At 62.8% G+C, this 21,440-nt stretch carries 17 protein-coding genes and 1 pseudogene; 10 read left to right on the top strand and 8 right to left on the bottom strand.

Annotation, left to right across the window (positions count from 1 at the left end):
- Positions 1-33: 33 nt before the first annotated feature.
- Entirely contained in the window at positions 34-552 is a 519-nt protein-coding gene (locus QH168_RS14630) for a pyridoxamine 5'-phosphate oxidase family protein (protein WP_280235190.1), read from the bottom strand.
- A gap of 70 nt (positions 553-622) precedes the next feature.
- Here QH168_RS14630 and QH168_RS14635 point away from each other — a divergent pair, with 70 nt between their 5' ends.
- The gene (locus tag QH168_RS14635; protein WP_280235191.1) at positions 623-1,318 is read left to right on the top strand and encodes a winged helix-turn-helix transcriptional regulator; all 696 of its coding nucleotides are present in this window, start codon (positions 623-625) and stop codon (positions 1,316-1,318) included.
- A gap of 877 nt (positions 1,319-2,195) precedes the next feature.
- Here QH168_RS14635 and QH168_RS14640 read toward each other — a convergent pair.
- On the bottom strand, positions 2,196-2,579 hold the full coding sequence (locus QH168_RS14640; RefSeq protein ID WP_280235192.1) for a hypothetical protein: 384 nt from the start codon (positions 2,577-2,579) through the stop codon (positions 2,196-2,198).
- A 1,732-nt stretch (positions 2,580-4,311) separates the two neighbouring features.
- Here QH168_RS14640 and fxsT point away from each other — a divergent pair.
- Positions 4,312-7,845 (top strand): FxSxx-COOH system tetratricopeptide repeat protein, encoded by a 3,534-nt coding sequence (fxsT, locus tag QH168_RS14645; protein WP_280235193.1) that lies wholly within the window; start codon positions 4,312-4,314, stop codon positions 7,843-7,845.
- 380 nt (positions 7,846-8,225) lie between these two features.
- On the opposite strand, the pseudogene QH168_RS14650 reads toward fxsT, so the two are convergent.
- Both QH168_RS14650 and QH168_RS14655 read right to left on the bottom strand, forming a co-directional pair.
- Positions 8,226-8,473: pseudogene (locus tag QH168_RS14650) on the bottom strand (thiamine-binding protein); the annotation flags it as partial.
- Between the two features lie 837 nt (positions 8,474-9,310).
- Positions 9,311-9,691 (bottom strand): ArsR/SmtB family transcription factor, encoded by a 381-nt coding sequence (locus QH168_RS14655; RefSeq protein WP_280235194.1) that lies wholly within the window; start codon positions 9,689-9,691, stop codon positions 9,311-9,313.
- 109 nt (positions 9,692-9,800) lie between these two features.
- Here QH168_RS14655 and QH168_RS14660 point away from each other — a divergent pair, with 109 nt between their 5' ends.
- The 3 genes from QH168_RS14660 (at position 9,801) to QH168_RS14670 (ending at position 12,741) form a co-directional block, all read left to right on the top strand.
- A complete protein-coding gene (locus QH168_RS14660) occupies positions 9,801-11,018 on the top strand; it encodes an MFS transporter (protein WP_280235195.1) in 1,218 nt (405 codons plus the stop codon).
- 50 nt (positions 11,019-11,068) lie between these two features.
- Positions 11,069-11,356 (top strand): hypothetical protein, encoded by a 288-nt coding sequence (locus QH168_RS14665; protein ID WP_280235196.1) that lies wholly within the window; start codon positions 11,069-11,071, stop codon positions 11,354-11,356.
- A 140-nt stretch (positions 11,357-11,496) separates the two neighbouring features.
- On the top strand, positions 11,497-12,741 hold the full coding sequence (locus QH168_RS14670) for a cytochrome P450 (protein WP_348537584.1): 1,245 nt from the start codon (positions 11,497-11,499) through the stop codon (positions 12,739-12,741).
- Between the two features lie 213 nt (positions 12,742-12,954).
- On the opposite strand, the gene QH168_RS14675 is transcribed toward QH168_RS14670, so the two are convergent.
- A complete protein-coding gene (locus tag QH168_RS14675) occupies positions 12,955-13,617 on the bottom strand; it encodes a DUF998 domain-containing protein (RefSeq protein ID WP_280235197.1) in 663 nt (220 codons plus the stop codon).
- Between the two features lie 355 nt (positions 13,618-13,972).
- Between QH168_RS14675 and QH168_RS14680 the strand changes: the two genes are divergently transcribed.
- The 4 genes from QH168_RS14680 (at position 13,973) to QH168_RS14695 (ending at position 17,211) form a co-directional block, all read left to right on the top strand.
- Positions 13,973-14,830, top strand: a complete 858-nt coding sequence (locus tag QH168_RS14680) for an NAD(P)-dependent oxidoreductase (RefSeq protein ID WP_280235198.1) — start codon at positions 13,973-13,975, stop codon at positions 14,828-14,830.
- Positions 14,769-15,743, top strand: a complete 975-nt coding sequence (locus QH168_RS14685; RefSeq protein WP_280235199.1) for an NAD(P)-dependent oxidoreductase — start codon at positions 14,769-14,771, stop codon at positions 15,741-15,743. Before QH168_RS14680 ends, QH168_RS14685 begins: the two co-directional genes overlap by 62 nt.
- Positions 15,744-15,895: 152 nt before the next feature.
- Positions 15,896-16,462: a dihydrofolate reductase family protein gene (locus QH168_RS14690; RefSeq protein WP_280235200.1), complete on the top strand. Its 567-nt coding sequence runs from the start codon at positions 15,896-15,898 to the stop codon at positions 16,460-16,462.
- A gap of 143 nt (positions 16,463-16,605) precedes the next feature.
- Complete coding sequence (locus QH168_RS14695; RefSeq protein ID WP_280235201.1) at positions 16,606-17,211, top strand: dihydrofolate reductase family protein; 606 nt, start codon at positions 16,606-16,608, stop codon at positions 17,209-17,211.
- Between the two features lie 209 nt (positions 17,212-17,420).
- Here the strand turns inward: QH168_RS14695 and QH168_RS14700 are convergent, their stop codons facing one another.
- The 3 genes from QH168_RS14700 to QH168_RS14710 all read right to left on the bottom strand — a co-directional run bounded on the left by QH168_RS14700 (position 17,421) and on the right by QH168_RS14710 (position 19,661).
- Positions 17,421-18,188 (bottom strand): alpha/beta fold hydrolase, encoded by a 768-nt coding sequence (locus tag QH168_RS14700; protein ID WP_280235202.1) that lies wholly within the window; start codon positions 18,186-18,188, stop codon positions 17,421-17,423.
- Positions 18,189-18,236: 48 nt separating this feature from the next.
- Entirely contained in the window at positions 18,237-18,830 is a 594-nt protein-coding gene (locus QH168_RS14705; protein WP_280235203.1) for a hypothetical protein, read from the bottom strand.
- 528 nt (positions 18,831-19,358) lie between these two features.
- Positions 19,359-19,661: a hypothetical protein gene (locus tag QH168_RS14710; RefSeq protein WP_280235204.1), complete on the bottom strand. Its 303-nt coding sequence runs from the start codon at positions 19,659-19,661 to the stop codon at positions 19,359-19,361.
- 389 nt (positions 19,662-20,050) lie between these two features.
- Between QH168_RS14710 and QH168_RS14715 the strand changes: the two genes are divergently transcribed.
- Complete coding sequence (locus QH168_RS14715; protein WP_280235205.1) at positions 20,051-21,439, top strand: hypothetical protein; 1,389 nt, start codon at positions 20,051-20,053, stop codon at positions 21,437-21,439.
- Position 21,440: the final 1 nt, after the last annotated feature.

Below are 21,440 nucleotides of genomic sequence, written 5' to 3' on the forward strand. Positions count from 1 at the left end.
TTGCCCTCCGGGCAGTCGTGGCCGTTTGGTTTGTCAGCCGTGGCCGAAGGCGGCCAGGACGGGTTCGGGTGTGAGCTCGGGGAAGCGTTCCTGGAAGTCCAGTACTGCAACCCAGGTCGGGCGTAGACCGATCCGGACCATCCGCAGGCCCGGCTGGTCGATCGCCTCCAGGTAGGCATTGCCTGCTTCCTCGCCCATGCCTGCACGCTGCATGGTGGCGTATTCGGGCAGAACCCCGTCGACCTCGGCCAGGGTTACCTTCCCGCGCAGCATCAGCGCTTGCGGTGGGCCGTCGGCGGTGTCGATGCAGATCGCCACATCGGGGCGTGTCTGCAGGTCTCGGACTTTGTAGGTGCCGGCGAACGCGCCGATGACCACCTCGTCGCCGGTCCACAGAAAGTTGACCGGGATCAGCCGCGGTGTTCCGTCTTTGCCGGTGTAGGCCAGGCGCGCCACCAAGGGGCTGGTGAGCAGGCGCTGTGCCGTGGGGGTGTTCAGCAGTTCGAGGTCACCTTGCCGCAGGTTCGCGGTGTCGTCGTTCATCGGGCTCATGAGCTCCAAACTAAGCGATTAACTCCTAAAGAACAAGTATTGATCCTAATTCAGGATCTAAAGTACCCTGATGGTTGTGAGTGACATGCGTAGCTATGGGGATCCGTGTGGCGTGGCCCGCGCCCTGGATGTCATCGGCGAGCGGTGGGCGGTGTTGGTGGTGCGGAACCTGCTGCTCGGACCGAAGCGGTTCAACGACCTGCTCGGTGGTCTGCCCGGTGTGAGTCCGAATGTGCTGAGCCAGCGGTTGCGCGAGCTGGTCGAGCACGGCGTCGTTCAGCGCCGCGAGCTGGAGCCGCCGGCCCGTGTCCGCCTCTACGAACTCACCGAATGGGGTCATGCCCTGGAGCCCATCTTGCTGGAGCTGGGACGGTGGGGCAGCCAAGCTCCCATCTCGCCCGACGGCGCCCTGGGTGTCGACTCCCTGCTGCTCAGCGTCAAGGCCGCCTTCGACTCGACTCGGGCGGCGGAACGACGCGGCATCTACGAGCTTCGTATCGACGCCGACACCTACACCGTCGAAGTCGCCGATGCCGCTGTTCGGATCAGTCACGCCAGTGCACCCGCACCGCCCGACGCGACCCTGGCCACCGACCTGGACACTCTCCGGGCTGTCTGCGATCACCGCACTACCATCGACGGCGCGGTCCGATCCGGCACCCTGCGTCTCGACGGCACCGAACATTCCACGCAAAACCTGACAAGCCTTCTCCTGGCACCGTTCTCACCCCAACCAACAGCAGAGCCATCACGCGGGAGTCGCTGACAAGCTCGACCCACTCAGGGGCCAACCGGAAACGCAATCGGCGGCACAAATCCCCTCGGTGAGTCCGAACCGTCACGAGTAAGGGACCCCTCTGTGCCAACCCCGAGTGAGGCAGGATCTGCCACGGAAACTTTGGTGTGAGAGCGAGCGAGGAGTACCAGCCCCGATGGGGTCGACGAGTGATGGGGTGCCCGATCCGGAGGTTTCGGCGAAGGCGAAGTCGCGGAGGTTCTCCGCGGCCTATAAGACGAGGATTCTCGCTGAGTACGAGGGCCTGGACAAGGCCGGTAAGGGCGCGTTGCTGCGGCGGGCGGGCCTGTATTCGTCGCTGTTGACGAACTGGCGAGATCAGCGCGACAAGGGTGCGTGGGCGGCGCTGGCGCAGCCGGCGGGGCGGCCGAAGGCCGATACTCGGGACCGTGAGGACGCTCGGTTGCAGCGGGAGAACGAGCAGCTGCGCGCGGAGTTGGGCAAGGCGCGCAAGGTGATCGAGGTGCAGGGAAAACTCTCGGACCTGTTGGGTCAGCTCGCGACCGAACGAACTCGCCGACACCGGCCGAGAACGTCTCCGCGAACTCGGCGTCGACACCGACCGCCTGCCGCCGCGCCGACCCGCGATCCGCTACTGCGTCGACTGGAGCGAACACCGTTATCACTTGGCCGGCGGCCTCGGCGCGGCTCTGACCGCCCGCCTGTTCGACCTGGACTGGGTGCGCTGGGGCGCCGCCCCGCGCCAGGTCCATGTGACCAACCAGGGGGGTCGCGGGCTTGGAACATTCACTCGGTCTGGTACTCGGCACGGCCTGAACTGAAATCGCTTCCCGGCACTGCAGGAATTCAGCAATCGTCGGGCAAGAGAATGAATGTTCGAGAATGCCTACGGGCGGTGTCGTCCGTGGGTGTTTCGGGTCTGTACGCCGCGTTCGCGAAGTTTGGTCAGGACTGTGGTGTGGGCGACGCCGAGGTGGTCGCCGATTCGGGCGAGTGACCAGCCGAGTTTGTAGAGGTGGATGGCGGTGTCGACTTGGTCGGGGGTCAGGCCGCGGCGACGCATCGGTACCGCGTGTCGGTGTAGGATGTTGCTGACCGTGCGTCGTTCGGTACCGAATCGGGCGGCCAGTTCGTACATGGTTGCTCCGGCCTTGTAACCGGCGATCAGCTCCGCGACTCGGTCGGCGTCGAGTTGCCGTGCCCGCTGTTGTTTGGGGCGTTCCACGGGTGGCGGGGCCGGTGCTGTGGTGTCGGGTAGCGTCTGGATCAAATTTTCCAGGGTTTCAGCCTGCGTTTCAGGGCTTCTACCTGCGGTTTCAGGGTTGTAGTAAGGTCCCCCAAGGTCCACAAAATAGTGGGTTCGGTCCACGACCGGACCCGCTGCTTTATTTGGTTCGGTTCCGCGTTTGGTTCCGGCTTCCCTCTGGGAGAATGAGCTACTGGTTCGCGGGAGCCGTCAGGGTCGTCTCGCAGCGGAACGCAGGTCAGATCTCTATGACCGCTCGTGTTGGGCGGGACCGCTAAGAGTCGCTGCCTTGAACGTGAACCCTGTCCGGGGGCCGCGCTGCGACGGCCGCACGACCGTGTGTCGCTCGGATCGCTTTGGTGGCTGGCTACACCCGATGGAGCCGGCCGCATGATGCTGTTCCACAAGGATTCCAGGGTGCTTGGTTCAGGCCATTGCACGGTCGGCAGGTCCTCTGGTTGCGGTCGGGGGAGGGTGGCGCATTTCGAGGTCACGGTCGGCGGGGTCGACGGTATGCGATCGGTGGTCCATAGTGGCCGTTCGTCGTCGTAGGTCGGGCGTGCGGCCGCACGGCTTTGCGGGTGTGGTCGGTGCCAGAGTTGATCAGCTCGGTGATGTGGTCGGCTACGCTGCCGACGGCACCTGGGACGGGTGTTGACCGAGTTGTTGGCGTGGCCGACACCGTCGGCGATCTGGACTGGGCGGTATCGATCGACCCGACGATCGCGCGCCCGTCAGCCTGCCGCCGGTGCCCTCACCAGCGACCCGGAGTGCGATTTATGAACAGGCCGACCAAGGGGCTGGGGCGCTCGCGGGACGGATAGACCACCAAAGTGCCCACCTGACCACCGATGGTCACGGCCGCAGCCTGATGGTGCTGATCACGTCCAAGCAGGCCGCGGACTTCCCGATGCTGCCCGCAATCCTTGAGTGGCGCCCCGAGGGTGGTTCACCCCGGCGCATTTCCCAGAAACGGTTGTCGCTGACAAGGCGTGTCTGGCAGCGTCGAGCCAGACGGTGTTGCGGCGCAGGCGCATACGTGCATTGATTTCCGAGCGGGCCAATCACCTCGCCACTCGCAAGCGTTGGGGACGTGCCGGCGGGTGGCCACTGGTCTCTACGCCGTTGTCTACAAATCCGCAACGTGGTGGAGCGGGTGTTCAACAAGGTCAAACACCCGCGCGCGGTAGCGACCGCTACGGTGAGCTCGCCATCACCTCCGCGCCGGATTTGTGCTGGCCCTTGTCGTCGAATGGCTCATAATCATTGCCAGACAACGATACTGTCTGAAACCTCTTGGCCAATTGTAGGATTCAGCGTAGCGCCGGGGTCGGCGTCCAAGGTCGACGCAGGAATTGGTGGTGGCAGAGGCTCAGCGTTGGGAGTCGGTGTGGGCGGGACGTGGACGAACGCGGTGCCGCGCTGGAGAAGGATGTCCGAATGTGGATCGAGAAGTGGAGTACATGTCCGCGGCCATACGTCAGGCGCACGTCTGCCTAGGAGATCCTCGGGCCCCTCGCCAGATATCTACAACAATGAATTTCACGGTGTGGATCGTCCAGGCGTCTGAAGCGTCGGCAAAGATCGGGTTTGCCGCGAACTTCCAATCGGGTCTCGGCCGTGGAAAGTACGGTCCACGTCTATCGTCGCCATAGCGATCGGACCGCGCAATGGCTGTCGGCCATAAGTAAAATTTCTCTTGACATCAGCAAATTCGCAAATCGGGTTAACATCGAACACCATCAAGGAATCATAGTTGGCAGATTACAACTTTCACACGCTTTCTTCGTCAGACTTCGAATTGCTGGTGCGAGACCTACTTCAAGCCGACCTCGGTATTCGTCTGGAGGCGTTCGCTCATGGCCCAGACGGTGGAGTGGACCTCAGATCAACCGAAAATGGAAATAAGATTGTAGTTCAGTGCAAGCATTTCAGCAGATCGCCATTCTGGAAGCTAAGGCGTGCTGCACGCGAAGAGAAGATCAAGATGGACGTCGAGAGGCCCGACGAATACTATTTCGTAACTTCCCGAGAACTGTCACGGACACAAAAGGATACTTTACTGGAAGAGCTCTCGCCACACCTAGTGAATTCTAGCGGGATACTCGGCCTTCACGATCTGAATAACCTTCTTGGAAAATACAAATGTGTTGAAGAGGACCATTTCAAATTATGGATGCCTTCGGTCGGAGTGTTACGTCGTGCCTTAAATTTGGATACGTCTGGCCCGGAAGGTTCCGTTGAAATTCCAATTGACAGCACTCAGGGTGTGCGCTCGATATTTGGCGATGCAAACTCAACATTCGACGATCCGGATTTTATCGTGATCGGTGAGATTCCTGATGTGCCAGCAGAATATATATCGCGTGAGATCTGCGACATACTGATGGAACGATTTGAACGCTCCGTCGACTCAGCGGTATGCGCGTTGGTTGGCATGCGGGGTGTAGGTAAGACTCACGTCGCAGCATCTTGTGCGCGGTCGCTAATAGCGGGCGGGCGAGGCTTGGTGGGTTGGGTGAGTGCCGAAACGGAGATCGAGATGCTGTCTGGATTGACTCGCATCGCTGAGAAGCTCGGGGTTGCCGCACCGAATGGAGATCCTGTCGAGTCCGCGCGTCGTTTGCGAGAGCACCTCGCGGTGCGGACAGGGTCGAGTTTAATCGTGTTCGATGACGCGCGCGATCCGGACGCACTTCGCCCGTATCTCCCCTCGCTCGGTGTGACAAAGGTCGTGATTACCACCACCGATCGCCAGTTCGCAGAACTCGGTCACACGATAGAGGTTGACGTCTTTGCTCGAGCCGAGTCACGGCAGATTCTAGAAATTCGTACCGGGCTCAGCGACAAGGCTGGTGCTGACGCCGTGGCCGAGCAGCTCGGCGATCTACCCTTGGCTATCGCGGCTGCTGCAGCTACAATTCGCGCGCGAGGCTACAGCTATTCGCGATATCTCGATCGATTGCGGCAGGAAACGATCGCCAGCGCGCTCAAGCGCCGACAAGGCCAGCAGTATCCGCGCAGCGTCGAAGCTGCTTTGCTGTTGGCGATTGACGCGGTCCAGTCAGGCGACACGAATGGAATTACTACCAATCTTTTAATGATTGTCTCAGTCTTGTCTCACAAAGGTATGGGCCGCGAGCTGTTGCCCCGTATCCCACTCGATGTCGAAGTAGTCGAAGCAGCTATTGAGCGATGTGTGCGTGGTTCTGTTCTGTCGTATTCTATCGGCGGTCGAGCGATCATCATGCATCGCTTAACAAGGCAAGTGGTCCGCGAACGGGTCGGGGGAAATAACGGATTGACCTGGGCTGCATGTGCAACTTTGGATCTGCTCGATCCAGACCTGGACGATCAGATTACCTGGCATCAGAGAGAATCTGTTGTCAATGCAGCAAACCATATTGAAGCGTTGTGGAAAATTGTAAAAACCCATGTAGCGAACAAGGATATTGTCGGACGTGTGCTCTATGCAAGGAAATTTGCAGCACATCTTCTATGCATGATCGGAGCCGATACGTATGGCGCATTGCATATACATCGCGATGTGGTGAAAGAATGCGAAATTGCCTTCGATTTCAATCATCCCAATACTCTCTCCGCCCGGAATGCGCTTGCGTTCTCACTTGAGCGTGCTGGAAAACTTTCCGAATCAATCAAGCTGTTCGAGAAGACCCTTCACGATTGTGAACGAATCCATGGTGTCAATCATATTAATACTTACCGGACGTTTCTCGGCCTAGCTGGGGCCTATGAGTCGGCTGGTCGCTCCGCTGATGCTGTTGGCTTCTACGAACGTGCCCTTGCTGATGCAAAGCGCATTTTCGGCATAGACCACCCACGAACCTGGGACTGTCGAAATGACCTTGCTGTATCCTATCGAGCAGCGGCCCGAACTGTCGACGCGATCCAGCTCAGCGAGAATGTCCTCAGCGACAGCGAAAGACGCTTCGGATCAAATCACCGTAACACTATCGTAGCTCGTAATAATCTCGCTATCGCCTACAATGACGGTAATCGAAAAGGTGACGCCATCGACTTGCTAGTGCGAGCTCTCGGTGACGCTGAACACCTTCTTGGCGTCGGCCACCCGAGCACGATATCCGTGAGAAATAGTCTCGCTGCTATGTACGCTCATATGGAGCGTGGATTAGAAGCAATCGGTCTTTTGAAGAAGAGTCTCTGCGCTGTAGAGCAAGATCTCGGCCAAGACCACATTGAGACCGTCATAATGGAGGGTGAACTTGCATCTATTTATATGCAATCAGATTGTCCCAACGACGCGATCGCCTGCTACGAACGAGCGATTGCCACTGCCGAGCGTCTTGACACCGATCATCCCTTGATTGACGGTTTTCGGAAAAATCTTGCCACTGCTTACGTGTCGCAGGGAAAGTGGGATGCGGCAATTCTCCTACTTGAGGGATTGGCTATATGTCCCAGCAGGGTCCCGGCGATAGATGCCCGCTTGGCGCTCCTCAGGCGAAACCAGCTCGCTGCTGCCTATATGTCGACAGATAGAGCTGAGGAGGCTATTGGATTATGGTCGGAGGATTTCTCCTCCGCGCTGACAGTCCTTGGGCCTGACCATCCTGATACGCGTATCATTCGCGAAAACCTTCTTGAGGCGTACCAGTCTGAAGGTTGTTATCCGGAGATTATTTCGATCCTCGAGAAAATTCTTACCGAGAGCGAGGTTCTCAACGGACCCGACCGCGACGATATCCGGTCACTGCTGACTCGGCTGGCGAGAGCCTACCACGAGTCGGACCGATATGCTGACGCGGTCCCTTTCTATGAACGCGCGCTCACAATTGCTGAGGAGACTCTTGGTCTCGACCATGCCGAAACCCTTGTAATCTGTAACAATCTCGCCGATGACTATGACTTGTCCGGGCGCTCAAGTGAGGCCATCCATCTGTTCGAGCGCACCTTCAAGGATCGTATGCGGACCCTCGGGATGGGCGATCCCGCAACAATCGCTACTCTCGCAAATCTTATTCGTGCCCATTGCTCAGCCGATCGGCATGGCGCCGCCGCAATAACTCTCTACGAAGGTATCGCCACAGATAATGGATACAAGCTGGATATTAATCATCCTGCCACACGAACTCTCTACAACAATGTCGCAACCGCTTACGCGATGACAGGCCGCTATGCCGAGGCTGTTAGCCTGCTTGCCCCGGCACTTGCCAGCGCAGAACTCGCCAACGGCGCTGATAGTGTGGAGGCCCTTGCCCTTCGTAAGAACATTGCCGCCATCAGCCATGCACGCGAGGCGTCGGATTGACAGTATCAGATAGTTGAGAATGATATGAGACCCAAAGTTTCATGAAATATATATTGCACTCCAAAAGATTTCACCACTATCACTCAGCCGCTACTCACCGGCCACGAACGAATCCCATTGACCGCAAGTTATTGCGAGGCACGACGTTGCTGCAGGGGTTGACCTGACAGATCCACGGAAGTGCCCCACCGTATATTGCCCGGATTAGGCGTGAGATCTCGCTGAAAGAGGGTATATGCGCTCATGTAGTGCCTCCCTCTTCGTTTCTCGGATTGAGAAGGCGCCCGCCTTGGAAGGCGTCGGAAAATGAGGCTGGGGTTCGGAGGTGGGGACGATTCTGGCTCGAATGGCGTTATCAGGCAGGATGGTTGGCCAGGCGGCTCAACGGATTCGACCCTTCCCGTCATGGCATCGGCGACGCGAGGCTGCATATCGCCCGTGATGACGGTACTGCGCCGGGGAACAGCAATGACCGCGTCGGTAGCTTGCTCGATCACGGCCCACAAATTTTTCTCATTTCGCCCTCGATGGTGGTGAATAGGGTATTGGTTTCGTTCGGCAGCCCGCTGGCGCGGATCACCCTGACCACTTCGGTCAGCCCTTCGCCGACGCTTTCTGCGACTCCCATCGGCCTGGCTAAAAAGGGGCGATGATCACAACGAACTCCTCCGCATCTACACGAAATCCAGGCAGATCGATACCCCCCGCTGCGCAGTTCGTGCGGCGCGGGAGTACTTTCCACGCGCGAGTTGCCTGTTGCCTGACGCACCAGCACTAGGCCGTCGCGCACGGCCGAGCGCCAGCTCCTCCTCCACGTCTCCAAGGCGGATCTGAAGGGCCGCAAGGCGAAGCGGGCTTCGGCGGCGAACTTATCCAGGTCTGCGCGGAAAGCTTCGCGTGGGAAGGGGCTGTCGAACGCCTGTTGCACAGCTTCGAGATATCGCTGCTGGTCTCGAACGAGTACCATGATGCCGTCTCCGACTGGACCAACAAACGTCACCTCGGGATCAGGCTACGATCGAATACTCGAACGGCTTGTACTCCGTCCCCACTGCTGATCGAAACGGTCCCTGTTTGCCAGGCTGGAGATCGAAGACTAGTTCCGACATGATCTCAGGGAGTACACAAGCGGATCGCTGAGGGGCGACTATTCGGACCAGTACTCCGAATAGAAGTTCCTCCAGGGGAAGGCATCAATTTGAACGGCTCCGAGGACGGGAGGGATTCACGGAACCGGACCAGCAGCGGACCCGCCGCGTCACGGACGTACGCAAACTGGTTCACATTCTCCGCGTCCGAACGGTTGCCGCCGATGCCGCCAAGCACGACGACTACACCAATTCGGGCAGCGAATCTGGCGTCCCAAGGTCTACCACAAGTCCCTCACTTGCCAACATAGAAACAGTGGGTAAGCGAGGGACTCTGAGGTTTCCGGGTGAAGACCTGGCCAAGTGGGCTGGTTCTCCTACAACCCAGCCGGACGCAATTCTTCGACGGGCTCCCAGTTCGCGACCAGGTTCAGCAGCCCAGGAAACCGGGCCTCCAGATCATCCACCCGCACCACATTGCGCCGCTCCAGGCCGTGCTGCCACTGCCGGATGAGACCCGACTCGCGCAGCACTCGCCAGTGATGGGTGCGTGTGGACTTCGGTCGGTCGATCTCGAGCCAGCCGCAGGGCTGTGGAACGCCGCCGGAATTCAGGTAGTAGGCGCGGACGATGCCGAGCCGTAATGGGTCGCTGAGGGCGGCCAGGACGGTCTCCAGTCGCAGCTCGGCGCGGGTCGGCTCGGGCAGCGGTTCGCCATGCGCCGCCGAGCCGCGGGGGTGGGCGGGGGTTTCCGGCACCTGACCTCCTCGGATCACCAACTAGTACGGAAATTATCGTACTGGATGCTAAAGTTCGACTCTGTTCGTACTAGTACGAGAAGAATCGTACTTGGGTTAGGAGTCGAGTATGTCCGCAACAGCCGTTCTCGATGGACGCGCGCGTGAGGGTCGCGCCGTGCGCTTGCGTATCTGGTCGGCGGCGTGGCCGATCGCCGCGGTATTCGTCCTTGCGAATGCGGCGACCCCGCTCTACGTGCTCTGGCAGGCCGAATTCGGTTTCAGCAAGAGCACCCTCACTGCCGTCTTCTGTTGCTATATGGCCGGGATGGGCCTGTCGCTGCTGGTTTCCGGTGTCGTCTCCGACCGGCTCGGGCGGAAAGCGGTGCTGGTGCCCGCGCTGATCCTGGCGATAGCGGCCGGTTTGATCTTCGCCGCCGCCCCCGGCACCCTCGCACTGTTCATCGCGCGCACCATCGTCGGTATCGCCAGTGGTGCAATGGTTTCGGCGGGCGTGGCCGCGGTAACCGATATCGCCGGCCCGGCGCACACCCGGTCGGCGGCCGTTGCGGGCGCCGTCGGTATCGCGGTCGGTACCGGACTCGGCCCCCTGCTTGGTGGGGTTCTCTCGGAGACGCTGCCCGGACCGACCGTCACCGTATTCCTGGTGGAGACGGTGTTCCTGCTGGTGGCGCTGGCGATAGTCGTCATCGTGCCGATCCCTCGTGCCGGCGCCGAGCGCGGTGACGCGTGGATCCGCGTCCCCCGCGTGCCACAGCCGAATCGTCGGCAGCTGTTGGTCGCCGTGACCGTTGCCGGATCCGCGTTGACCACCACGGCGTTCATGCTGTCGCTGGCGCCGTCACTGCTGTCGGAGTTGCTCGGGACGACGAATCGTATCGTCGCAGGTGCCGTCGCCTGCCTGACGTTCGCCGTCGCCACCGCGAGCCAATTCGCGCTGCGCGGGCTGCCGGTGCGCCGACTGCTGCTGGCGTCGGTGCTCAGCACGGTGGTGTGCGTGGTGGTCCTGGTCGTCGCGGTCGACACCTCCTCGGTGGCCGGACTGGTCGTGGCTGCCGCGCTGGCCGGAGGTGCGTACGGACCCGGAATGCTCGGCGGACTGGCGCTGCTCAACTCCGACATCCCGGTCGGTCGATTGGCCGAGGCCAATGCCGCGCTGAATATCGGTGCCTACGCCTTGGCCGGGCTGATGATCCTCGGGCTCGGATTCATCAGCGACCGGTTCGGATTCGCCACGGGAGTAACACTTTTCGCAGCTCTCGCGGCCGTGATGGCGCTGACCGGTGGGGCACTGGTCCGGTCCGGGTTGCGTCCTGTCGGCGAGTAGACGACCGGCGATGCGGCGCGTCGGCGAAGGATGTGACCTAGGCTCGGCGCATGTCACCGGACCCGGACGATGCCGCGCCGCCGCCGCGAAACGGTGTCGGATTGGCGGCGCTGGTGCTCGGCATCTTCGCGCTCGCGTTCGTGTTCATCCCCTTCACCGGTGAGGTCCTGACCGTCCCGGCCGGGATCGCCGCGGTGACAGCGGGTTTCATCGGCTGGGATCGGGCGGATCGCGGCATCGCGAGCAACCGTGGCGATGCGCTGGTCGGCGGTGTGCTCGGAGCAGTCGCGCTGATGGTGACGCTGCTGATCTACGCGGCAACCAGTTCGGACGCCTGATCGGTGGCGGCGAATCCGCTCACACCGGCGGTGCTGCCAGGTGTGGACGCTGTCCTATGCGTGAGTTGTCGAATCCCGGATAGTGTGGCCTCGCCCCAGCTGGCAGATGGTCCGCACCTGACACCCAGGATCGGTAGGAATTGAGTATCGACAGCAATCCGCACTCGGCCCCGATCCCCTCGGGTTTCGACGGTCCGCGAACCTCCCTGTACACCGAGGAATACGCGGCTGATCCGCATCGGGCGCACCGTGAGATGCTGCACCGGTTCGGTTCACTGGCTCCGGTGGAGCTGGCGCCCGGCGTTCCCGCGACGCTCGTCGTCGGCTATCACGCCGCGGTGCGGATCCTCAACGATCCGGACCGTTTCACCTCCGACCCGCGAGGCTGGGAGCAGAACATTCCCGCGGGCTGCCCAGTTCGCCCGATGATGGAGTGGTATCCGAATCCCCTGCACAGTGGGGGACTGGAGCATCTGCGCTACCGATCCGCCACCGCTGGTGCGCTCGGCAAAGTCGATCTGCATCGCCTGCACGGCACGATCGAACAGATCGCGACCCCGCTGATCAATGACTTCTGCGCGGACGGTCAGTGTGATGTGGTCGGCCAGTACGCGCTGCCCCTGGCCTTCGCCACCCTGAACGCGATCCTCGGCTGCCCAGCCGATATCGGCGAGCGCGCCGCGGTCGGTATGGCGGCCATCTTCGACACCGTCGGAGCCGCGGACGGCAACCAGATGCTCCTCGAGGCGCTGGCCGAACTCACCCGGATCAAACGGATCGGACCCACCGAAGACGTCACCAGCTGGCTGGTCGAACACTCGGCGCACCTCGATGACGAAGAGATGGTGTGCCATCTGGCGCTGCTGTATGCGGCCGGTATCGAGCCGACACAGAATCTGATCGTCAACACCCTGTTGCTGATGCTGACCGATGATCGCTTCGCGGGAAATGTCCTCGACGGGAGCCTGTCGACCCGTGATGCCCTCGACGAGGTGCTGTTCAACAATCCTCCCCTGGCGAACTACTGCATCAGATATCCGCGCCAACCTGTGCTAGTCGACGAGGTGTGGTTGCCGGCGCATCAGCCGGTGCTGATCAGCATGACGGCCTGCAATAACGATCCGGCCGTTCGCACCGGAAATATCACCGACAACCGGTCGCATCTGGCGTTCGGTACCGGCCCGCACGCCTGTCCGGCGCGCCCGATGACAATGCTGATCGTCCAGAATGCGCTCGACCAGCTGCTCGACGCGCTGCCAGACTTGGCATTGTCGGTACCAAAGGAAGAACTGCTGTGGCGACCGGGCCCGTTTCATCGGTCGCTGGTCTCGCTGCCGGTCACCTTCCCGCCGAGCGCGCCGATCCAGGGTGTCGGTATTCGCTAGTCCCGTCAGCAATTCCGTCGCATCATGACGGCGTTGCCTCGTCGAATCGGCTTGCGCGCTCGGCGGCGTCGAGCCCAGCGGGCGGCGATCTGCACGGCCCGCCGGTGGCGACCACGCCGTCGGCGGCCCTACGGACGGTGGTGCCGCCGGTCGGGTGGCCGAGCCTCCGGATGGGTTGTGGCGACTCGGTATCGGTGTGCGAGCGTGCGTCACTCAGGCGTGGTGGCGCCACTGGGACAGCGCCACCACGGAGGTCCAGGTGAAGGCGACCGCGCCGTTGATCGCGATCTGGATGCTCATGTACTCCGTGGACATCGGCACCAGCAGAGCCAGCCCGGCGACGGCACTTACGACGGCCGGCAGCACCATGCTCTGGCGAGCGCACCGCACACTCAGGACCAGGGCCGCGATCGCGAGAGCGGTGAAGGCCACCGCGGCCGCGGCCGAATGCGCGATGCTGTGCCAGGACATCTGCGCGGCCGGTCCGTCAGGAGTGCCTGCCGGGAACCCGTTTTCGGGGTCCATGGTGAACACGCCCGATGCGATCAGACCGATTCCGAAAATGCCCACCAGAATCGGCAGTGCCCGCCGCCCGGTTCCTGTGGTGATCGTGCGGGAGATGCCGGCGGCAAGCGCCAGCGCACCCATCCCCGCGGTGATGAAGGTCAGAATCTGGATCCAGCCGAGATCGCCGGTCGCGAGCTGACTGATCGGATGCCGGGTGAGATCGAAACCCTCTCGGGTCAGCATCTGGGTGACCGCCGAGACGAAGAACAGCGGGCCGGCGGCAGCACCGGCGAGCAACAAGCGCTCGGTGGCCCGGTTCCGCACATGAAGGGTGGCGGGGGCGGTCGGGGCGGTGGCGGTGAAGGTCATCGGTTTCCCTCCTCGGTAACGGGTTGTCGCTGCTACCTCGGAGCCGTCGGGCCGGTCTCGACACCATCATGCAGTGATTCGGATCACAGTCTCCTGGTGTCGAGGGTCCGTGGTGCGGCGCCGTGTCGGGTGGGGATCGGCCCAGTCGGGCTGTACATCATTTTCTCGGTCGGCGTCGGCCTCCACCTCGTTGCTTACTTGTAGGTGGGTACCGGACTTTTTTGTAGGTACTTGCCGACATCGGTTGTGGGCGGCCAACATCGGTTCGACGCGTCGGCAAGCTCAACCCTTACGACTCACACGAGCGTTGATCTCATAAGGACTGAACACAATGGTTGAAAACGACCCTGCCCACGTGACGGTGCTGGGTTTGGGCTCGATGGGCCGGGCCCTGGTGCGGCGGTTGGCCGAGGCAGGCCACACGGTGACGGTGTGGAACCGTACACCCGGCAGAGCCGAGGACCTCACCGCACTCGGTGTCACCGAGGCGACCGGACCGGTCGAGGCGATCGAGGCGAGCCCACTCGTGGTCACGTGCCTGCTGGACCATTCATCTGTGCACATGACCCTGGACAGCTCGACGGCGGTGCTGTCGGGTCGCAGCTTGATCAACCTCACCAGTACTTCGGCCAGTGAGGCCAGGGAACTCGCGGAATGGGCCGCGGCCAACAAGATCGCCTACCTGGACGGCGGCATCATGGCCGGCCCGGCGATGATCGGCACCGAACAGTCGTCGATCCTGTACTCCGGAAGCGCAGCGGTCCACGAACAGTACCGGCCTGTACTGGAACTATGGGGCGAGGCGGCCTACCTCGGCGAGGACGGCGGCCTGGCTTCGCTGTGGGACTTCGCGCTGTTGTCCGCGATGTACATCATGTTCGCCGGGTTCATGCACGGTGCGGCGATGGTCGGCGCCTCGGGCGTAACCGCCGGCGAGTTCGCGCAGCGGGCGGTGCCCTGGCTGACGGCGGTCACCCCATCCATTCCCGATATCGCGGCGACTATCGACTCCGGCGACTACTCCACCGATGTGCAACATCTGAACTTCAGCAAGGCCGCCGCTGACGCCATCCACCGGACGGCAGTCGAACAGGGCGTCAATCCCACGATGTTCGAGCACATCAAGAACCTCATCGACCGTCATGTCGCCAATGGATACGGCGCCGAGTCCTTCGACCGCATCTTCGAGTCTTTCGTCAACCCCGCGCACTAGACAGGAACAACTCGCCATGAACACCACGAAGAGCCCCGTCACCTTCATCGGCCTCGGTCCCATGGGACAGGCGATGGTTCGCACTTTGTTGAAGGCCGGTCACCCGGTCACGGTGTGGAATCGCACCGCATCGCGGGCCGAACCACTGGTCGATGCGGGCGCGCGGCTGGCCGCCGACCCCGCCGAGGCAGTAGCAGCCAGCGACCTGGTCGTCTTGAGTCTCACCGACTACCAGGCGATGTACGACATCCTCTCCACCGCCGAGTCAGCGTTGGCGGGACGCACCATCGTCAACCTCAGCTCCGACTCGCCGGACGTTACCCGTCAGGCCGCCGTCTGGGCCGATGAACACGGCGCCCAATTCATGGCCGGAGGCGTCATGACACCGGCTCCGACGGTTGGCACCGAATCCGCCTACGTCTTCTACAGCGGGCCGCAGGCCGTGTTCGACGCCCACGTGCCGGTGTTGCGGCATATCGGCAACCCGCGCTTCCTCGGTACCGATGTGGGCCTGGCGCAGCTGTACTACCTGGCACACATCGACGTGTTCCTGACCACCCTTGCCTCGGTCGCGCACGCTGTCGCGCTGGTGAACGCGTCCGGTGTCAGCGCGGCCGAGTTCGCGCCGGAAGCGATCCAGATGGTCATCGGGACCGGGCAGATGCTCGCCGCCGAAGCCGAAGCCGGCACGCCCCTCGGCGAGAACCTCGACGCCGGCCACCACCCCGGTGGTCAGGCCACGGCCGCAATGATGGGCGCATCCGCAGATCACATCGTCAGCGCAGCAAAGGCATCCGGTGTGGACCTGGCCCTGCCCGGCGCGGTCAAGTCGCTGTACGACCGCACGATCGCCGCCGGTCATGGGAAGGACAGCTGGACCGCCATGTACGAGATCATGAAGCGGCACCCGTAACAGCTCGATGCCGCGACTGCTGTGGGCCGCACCGACGATGTGCGGCCCACAGCCATTACCCGCGGTGTTCCGGGTGCTGCCCGCCGACAAGGATCTGACGATTCTCGTGTCGCATCCCGATGAATTCCGGCCTCCGGTGCAGTCTGATCCTTATGGGCACACTCATCTATGGCTTCAACGTCTCGGTGGACGGGTACATCGCCGACGCACAAGGCAACATCGACTGGTCCGATCCGAGCGACGAACTGCTCCAGTACTGGAACGACTTCGAGCGGGAGACCGCCCTGTCGTTCTACGGGCGGCGGCTCTACGAACTGATGTCGGCGTACTGGCCGACCGCCGACGAGGATCCGGACGCCACCCCTCGGACCGTCGATTTCGCCCGCATCTGGCGCGATATGCCCAAGGTCGTATTCTCACGCACGCTGGAGTCGGTCGATTGGAATTCCCGCCTGGAACGCGGTGACCCGGTCGAGGTGGTGAGGAAACTGAAAGCCGAAACCGACGGCAGGCTGGAAGTGGCCGGTGCGACGCTGGCCGCACCGATCGTGCGGGCCGGACTGGTGGACGAATACCGGATCGTGGTCACGCCCACCGCCGTTGGCGGCGGCACCCCGTTCTTCCCGACACTGCCGTCATGGATACCGCTGCGACTGGTGGAGAACCGCACCTTCGCTGGCGGCGCAGTGCTGTTGCGCTACGAGGCGAAACGCGACTGACACGTGACGCGGGCTCCCGCGGTCATGACCGGGATCGGAACACGATGCGGCGACCGGCCGTTGATTCGGCCCCACGGTGCGGCCGATGAGTTTGTGGCTCCTGGCCGGTCACAGTTGGTGACACCCTAGGAAAGGACACCGCCATGTCGGAGCTTCTCGTCGACTTCATCACCTCACTCGACGGCTACGCCTCGGGCGAGGGCTGGCCCGGATTCTGGGGCCTCGAGGGCCCGGAGTACCTCGCCTGGCTCGGCGAGCAGCCCGAGGCCACCTACTTGATGGGAGCGACCACCTACCGCCTGATGTCGGGCTTCGCCGCCGGCGAGGTCCCCGATGGCCAAGACGAGTTCAGGCCCGAAGAAGAGGCGACGGTCGATGAGCTGACGCGAGCCTCCAAAGTGGTGTTCTCCTCCTCGCTCGAGGAGCCACTGACGTGGGCCAACTCCACGCTGGTCCGCGACGACGCCGTCGAGACGGTCCGCACGATGAAGTCGACTGGCACCGGGCTCCTCAGCACGATCGGCAGCCTCAGCCTGTGCCGGTCCCTGCTGCGGGCCGGCCTCGTCGACCGCTTCCGGGTCGTGATGTTCCCGGTGATCACCGGAGCCACAGGCGCAGAACGCATCTACGACGGCTATCCGGATGTCGCCCTCGAAATGACCGAGCACCGCACCTTCGACGACCGCATCCAGCTGGTCGAGTACCAGCCCCGCGTGCTCGATCACCCACCGCTCGGCGGCCCTGCGTGACGGCTCCGGTCCGCTGCTGCCAGTGGTGCCCGAGCGCAGCCGCATTCGTGAAGTCCTGCTGGTTTGCCGGTCCGACAACGGCAACTGGTCCATGCCTGGAGGTGCTGCGGGAACAACATCCAGACCTTGCGGGCCTGACCATCCGTGAGGTGGCGGGTGGCTGGGGCAACCAGATGTGGCGTCTCGGGGACTTGAATCACGAGGCATTCTCAGACCGTGTGAGTCTGGTCCTGACGAACGATCTCGGCGACGGCGGCGGGTCGGCTGGCGGCGACCTCGTGTCCGGCGTCAGGGAGTTCGTGCAGCGAGGACCCTGGAAGCATCTGTAGGAGAGCGACGGCGAGATCGTGGCTGGAGAGGCGGTCGTCGGCGCCGCGGATCATGACGACCGGGGCGCTGATCTTCCGGATGTCCTCGCCGGGGTATCCGGTCGCGTTGGTGTCGTCGATCCACATGGTCACGTTCTCCCTGACCAGCCGTGCAAAGTCAGGCTCCGGATTCTTTGCGGTGTAGGCCGCCTCGGAGTAAGGGCCATTCTGGTTGCGGTCGCACCACCATTGCGGGGTGACCTGCGACAGGAACGCGCGGCTCGCCTCCGGCAAGGTCCAGTCTGAACCGATCGTGAACAGCGTCCCGACCCTTTCCGGGTGATGCGCGGCGAGTCGGAGCCCTACGATGCCTCCGTCACTGAATCCCATCACGTCGGCACGCGCGACGCCGAGCTCGTCCAGGACAGCGAGCGCATCCCACTCGAGGCGCTGGTAGCTCAACGGCACGTCGCCCAGGGTGGAGCGTCCGTGTCCGCGGCTGTCCAGGCAGATCACCCGGCGGTCATGAGCAAGGAGGGGCACGAGCTCGGCGAAGTCGTCGGTGCTCCCCATCCCGCCGTGGAGCAGCAGAAGCGGGGGCAACGTCTCGTGCCCGGAAAGTTCAACGGATAGAGAGGCACCTGCGACTACGACGTTTCGTTCATCCATAGCGACAACTGTTCCAGCCCCCACTGACATTCATCGTTCGGATGTCAGTCACGAATCCCAGGTTCGCACACAGTCGTCGGCGCCCTGTTCGGCCGCGGACATGAACGCCATCAGGGCTACGTCGCTGACGGCGTCGAAGATATCTCCGTCGATCACGTGGTGGTCGTCGAACGGTCCACTCACCGCGAGGATGTTCGCCCGTTGCATCGTCGGCATCCGATCCGATTCCGTCGGCGTGTAGTGGACTCGTTTGTGGCCGGTCCGGAAGTCGATCCAGTCTCCGGACAGTGGTCCGTCGAGAACCGGCCGAAACCCGAGGATCCCGGAACGCCAGACATGGTCGCGGCAGGTGATGTAGTGCCGTTGCACCTCGCGGAACAGCCCGACCGGCGCTTCGATCACCGCGCACACCCGGGTATCCAGTTCGGCCACGGGCACAATGCGCGAGTTCTTACCGGCGACGACCTCGTCGTCGTGATGGTGGTAGGGATGGGTTGCTTCGCGCAGGTAGTGCGGGACGAACATGCGCCAGAACTGCAACCAGGATTGTGTGCTGTAGGACTGCACGACCCGCTCGTGCAGGCTCGGTGCGGCGACGGCGTAGACGTCGCGGTAGACGAAGTAGCCGTAGGGATGGAGCACGTCGGCAGTGTGCGCATCAAGGTGTGCAGCCCGGTGTAGGCGCCACCGTAGGAGTAGACCTCGTGTATCAGGGCGGATGCGCTGATCACGTTGACCGGTTCGCGCAACAGTCGCCCGATGTCCTGAGCCCATCCGTGCACCAGCACGCACGACCCGACCGCGTTGAACCGCGCGATCGCGTCCGTGAGCGAGACCGAGGAGACGCCGGGTGCTTCCACCAGTGTGAGTCGTACAGGGCGTGGATCCTCTGCTGCCCGCGTCGCGAGGTAGTCGACGGCAGCGCCGCCACCCGGGCCGATTTCGACGATATGCGGTTCGGCTGATTCGATGCGTCGTAATGCCCGGTGCACGAGTAGCCCTTTCTCGTCGCCGTGGTCGTTGGCGGCGACGTCGAGGTAGGTCGCAGCCGGCTTGTGCTGGTGCGCAAAGTATTTCGGTGCTCCGATCATTACGGCCACCAGATCGTCGCCGCGATCACCAGCAGCGGCAGCCCGATCGCGATGGCGAAGCCAACTGCCACCGGGGCGCTCATGGGCTTACCTTCGCGAATGCCCAGCGGGCGAAGCTGAGGCGCGGCACGACGGTTTCCACATCGGCTACGTCCATGACCGCGTTGAGTTCGAGCGGGCTCAGGTGGTCGGGTGCAGGCAGGATCACCAGGTCGGCCCGGGCATTGCGTGCCTGGTCGGCCACTCGGAGCACCGATCGTTCGTCGGGCCACACGAGGCGGTACCCGAGGTGGCGGGCGAGTCGGTGTATCTGGGCGTGGTCCCACTCCGGAGCAATGCTGAGGTCGAAGTCGATCCAGCCGAAGGCAGTCGAGTGGTTCATGGTGCCGCCTGGTCGGGCCGCGAGTGGCCACGGATCGGGAGGTCTGCTCGGGAGGTTGTTGGGTGGGTGTCGCATAACTCGCGTAGTCCAGCCGCGATCCGTTCCAGAAGAGCGCGGTCATTGAGCCGACTGGCGTGCCGACACTCCAGGGCCACTGCGCGGTCGACGGGCCGGCGGACGGGAAGCGGCAGTAACTTGCCCATGGGTCACCTCATGGTTTGCTGGGATGGGTGCTGGACCACCGGGCTCGGAAACAATCACAGAAGTCGAGCATCGGGCGGCCCCCTCACCATCGCCGCGTACCGATGCCTGCGTGAAGACGATCGGGGTATACCGCAGTCTCCCTTGGGATAATGTCCGTACCACCGGACTCCCGTTAGGGGCAGCATATGGGCATGCAGGTTACGTGGACCGGCGCGGAAGCTACCGAGCTCCGGCGTGCACTCGGGGTGACGCAGTCGAAGTTCTCGAAGATCACCGGAGTTGGTGTTCCGACTATCAAGAAGTGGGCACAACGGGGTGCCTGGGTGACTCTGTCCGAAGACTTTGCCCGGATCATGGACACGACCCTGGCCCGCGCAACTGTCGAACAGAGGGCGCAGTTTGCGGCTGCTATTGGTTTGGGCGCGCAGAGTCCGGCAACCAGTGCTGCCGGAGCGGTCTGGAACAACTCGCACTCTGCGGACTGTGTCACTGCGACAGCAGAATTCACACGCAAGGACCTGACAATGGATCGGCGCCATGCCACGCAGGCCATTCTGGGAGTTACGGTCGGCGCCGGCCTGCTCGAGACTATGGAGAGATGGCTGTTCTTCGATGACGCTCCACGGCAGGTGGACAAGCCGATGGGACTGGGCATGCAGGAGGTCGAACAGCTCGAAAACGTGGCTCGGTCATTCCGGGACTGGGATGACCAGTTCGGCGGCGGGCTGCGGCGCAAGGCGGTCGTCGGCCAGCTGGCGGAAGTGAACGAGATGCTGCGGGAACGGCAGCCTGTGCGCGTGGAGAAACGACTGTGGGCTGTGCTGGCGCAGCTCGCCGAGACCGCGGCAACGATGAGCTGGGACTCCGGCCAGCAGGCCACAGCCCAGCAGTACTACGCGCTCGCTGCCCGCGCCGCGAGCCACGCGGACGACCCCGCGTTCTGCGCGTTCGCGCTTGCCGGAATGGCGCGGCAACTTCTGGGTCTCGATGGCGACGCGGGAGCGGCCGACGCTCTGGAACTGGTCCGGATAGCCCGCGACCGCGGGGCAGGAGCCCTCACGCCAACGGTGGAGGCAATGCTGTACACGCGGGAGGCCTGGGCAATGAGCAAGCTCGAACGTCCATCAGGGTTCCGGCGCGCATGCGAGAAGGCGAAGGAGCGGTTCGCGGACTCGCAGACTGCAACCGATCCGTTCTGGGTGCACTACTTCGATGCGGCGGAACTGGCGGGAACGATCGGCGGTCGCCTGTTGGACATGTCGCGCCGGAAGCCTGTATTCGCAGGTGAAGCGGCCGAACATATCGAACTGGCCGTGCAATCGCGGCGTCCGGACCGGATTCGTAGCGTCGCGCTGGATCGTCTCGGGCTCGCGGAGGTGCGGGTTATCCAGGGCGAGGTGGAGGAGGCCTGCCGGGTAGGCCATGATGCGTTGGACGTCGTTGAACGGACCCGGTCGGATCGGGTCCGGGTCAAGGTCGGCAAGCTCTACAAACGAACAGAGCGGGCGAAAGGCAACCTTGCGATCGCTGAGCTGCGCGACCGGATGCGCCCGCTGGTCAATGCACAGGAGTGAA

Origin of the sequence: Nocardia cyriacigeorgica, assembly GCF_029868385.1 — a bacterium.
Classification (GTDB): domain Bacteria; phylum Actinomycetota; class Actinomycetes; order Mycobacteriales; family Mycobacteriaceae; genus Nocardia; species Nocardia cyriacigeorgica_F.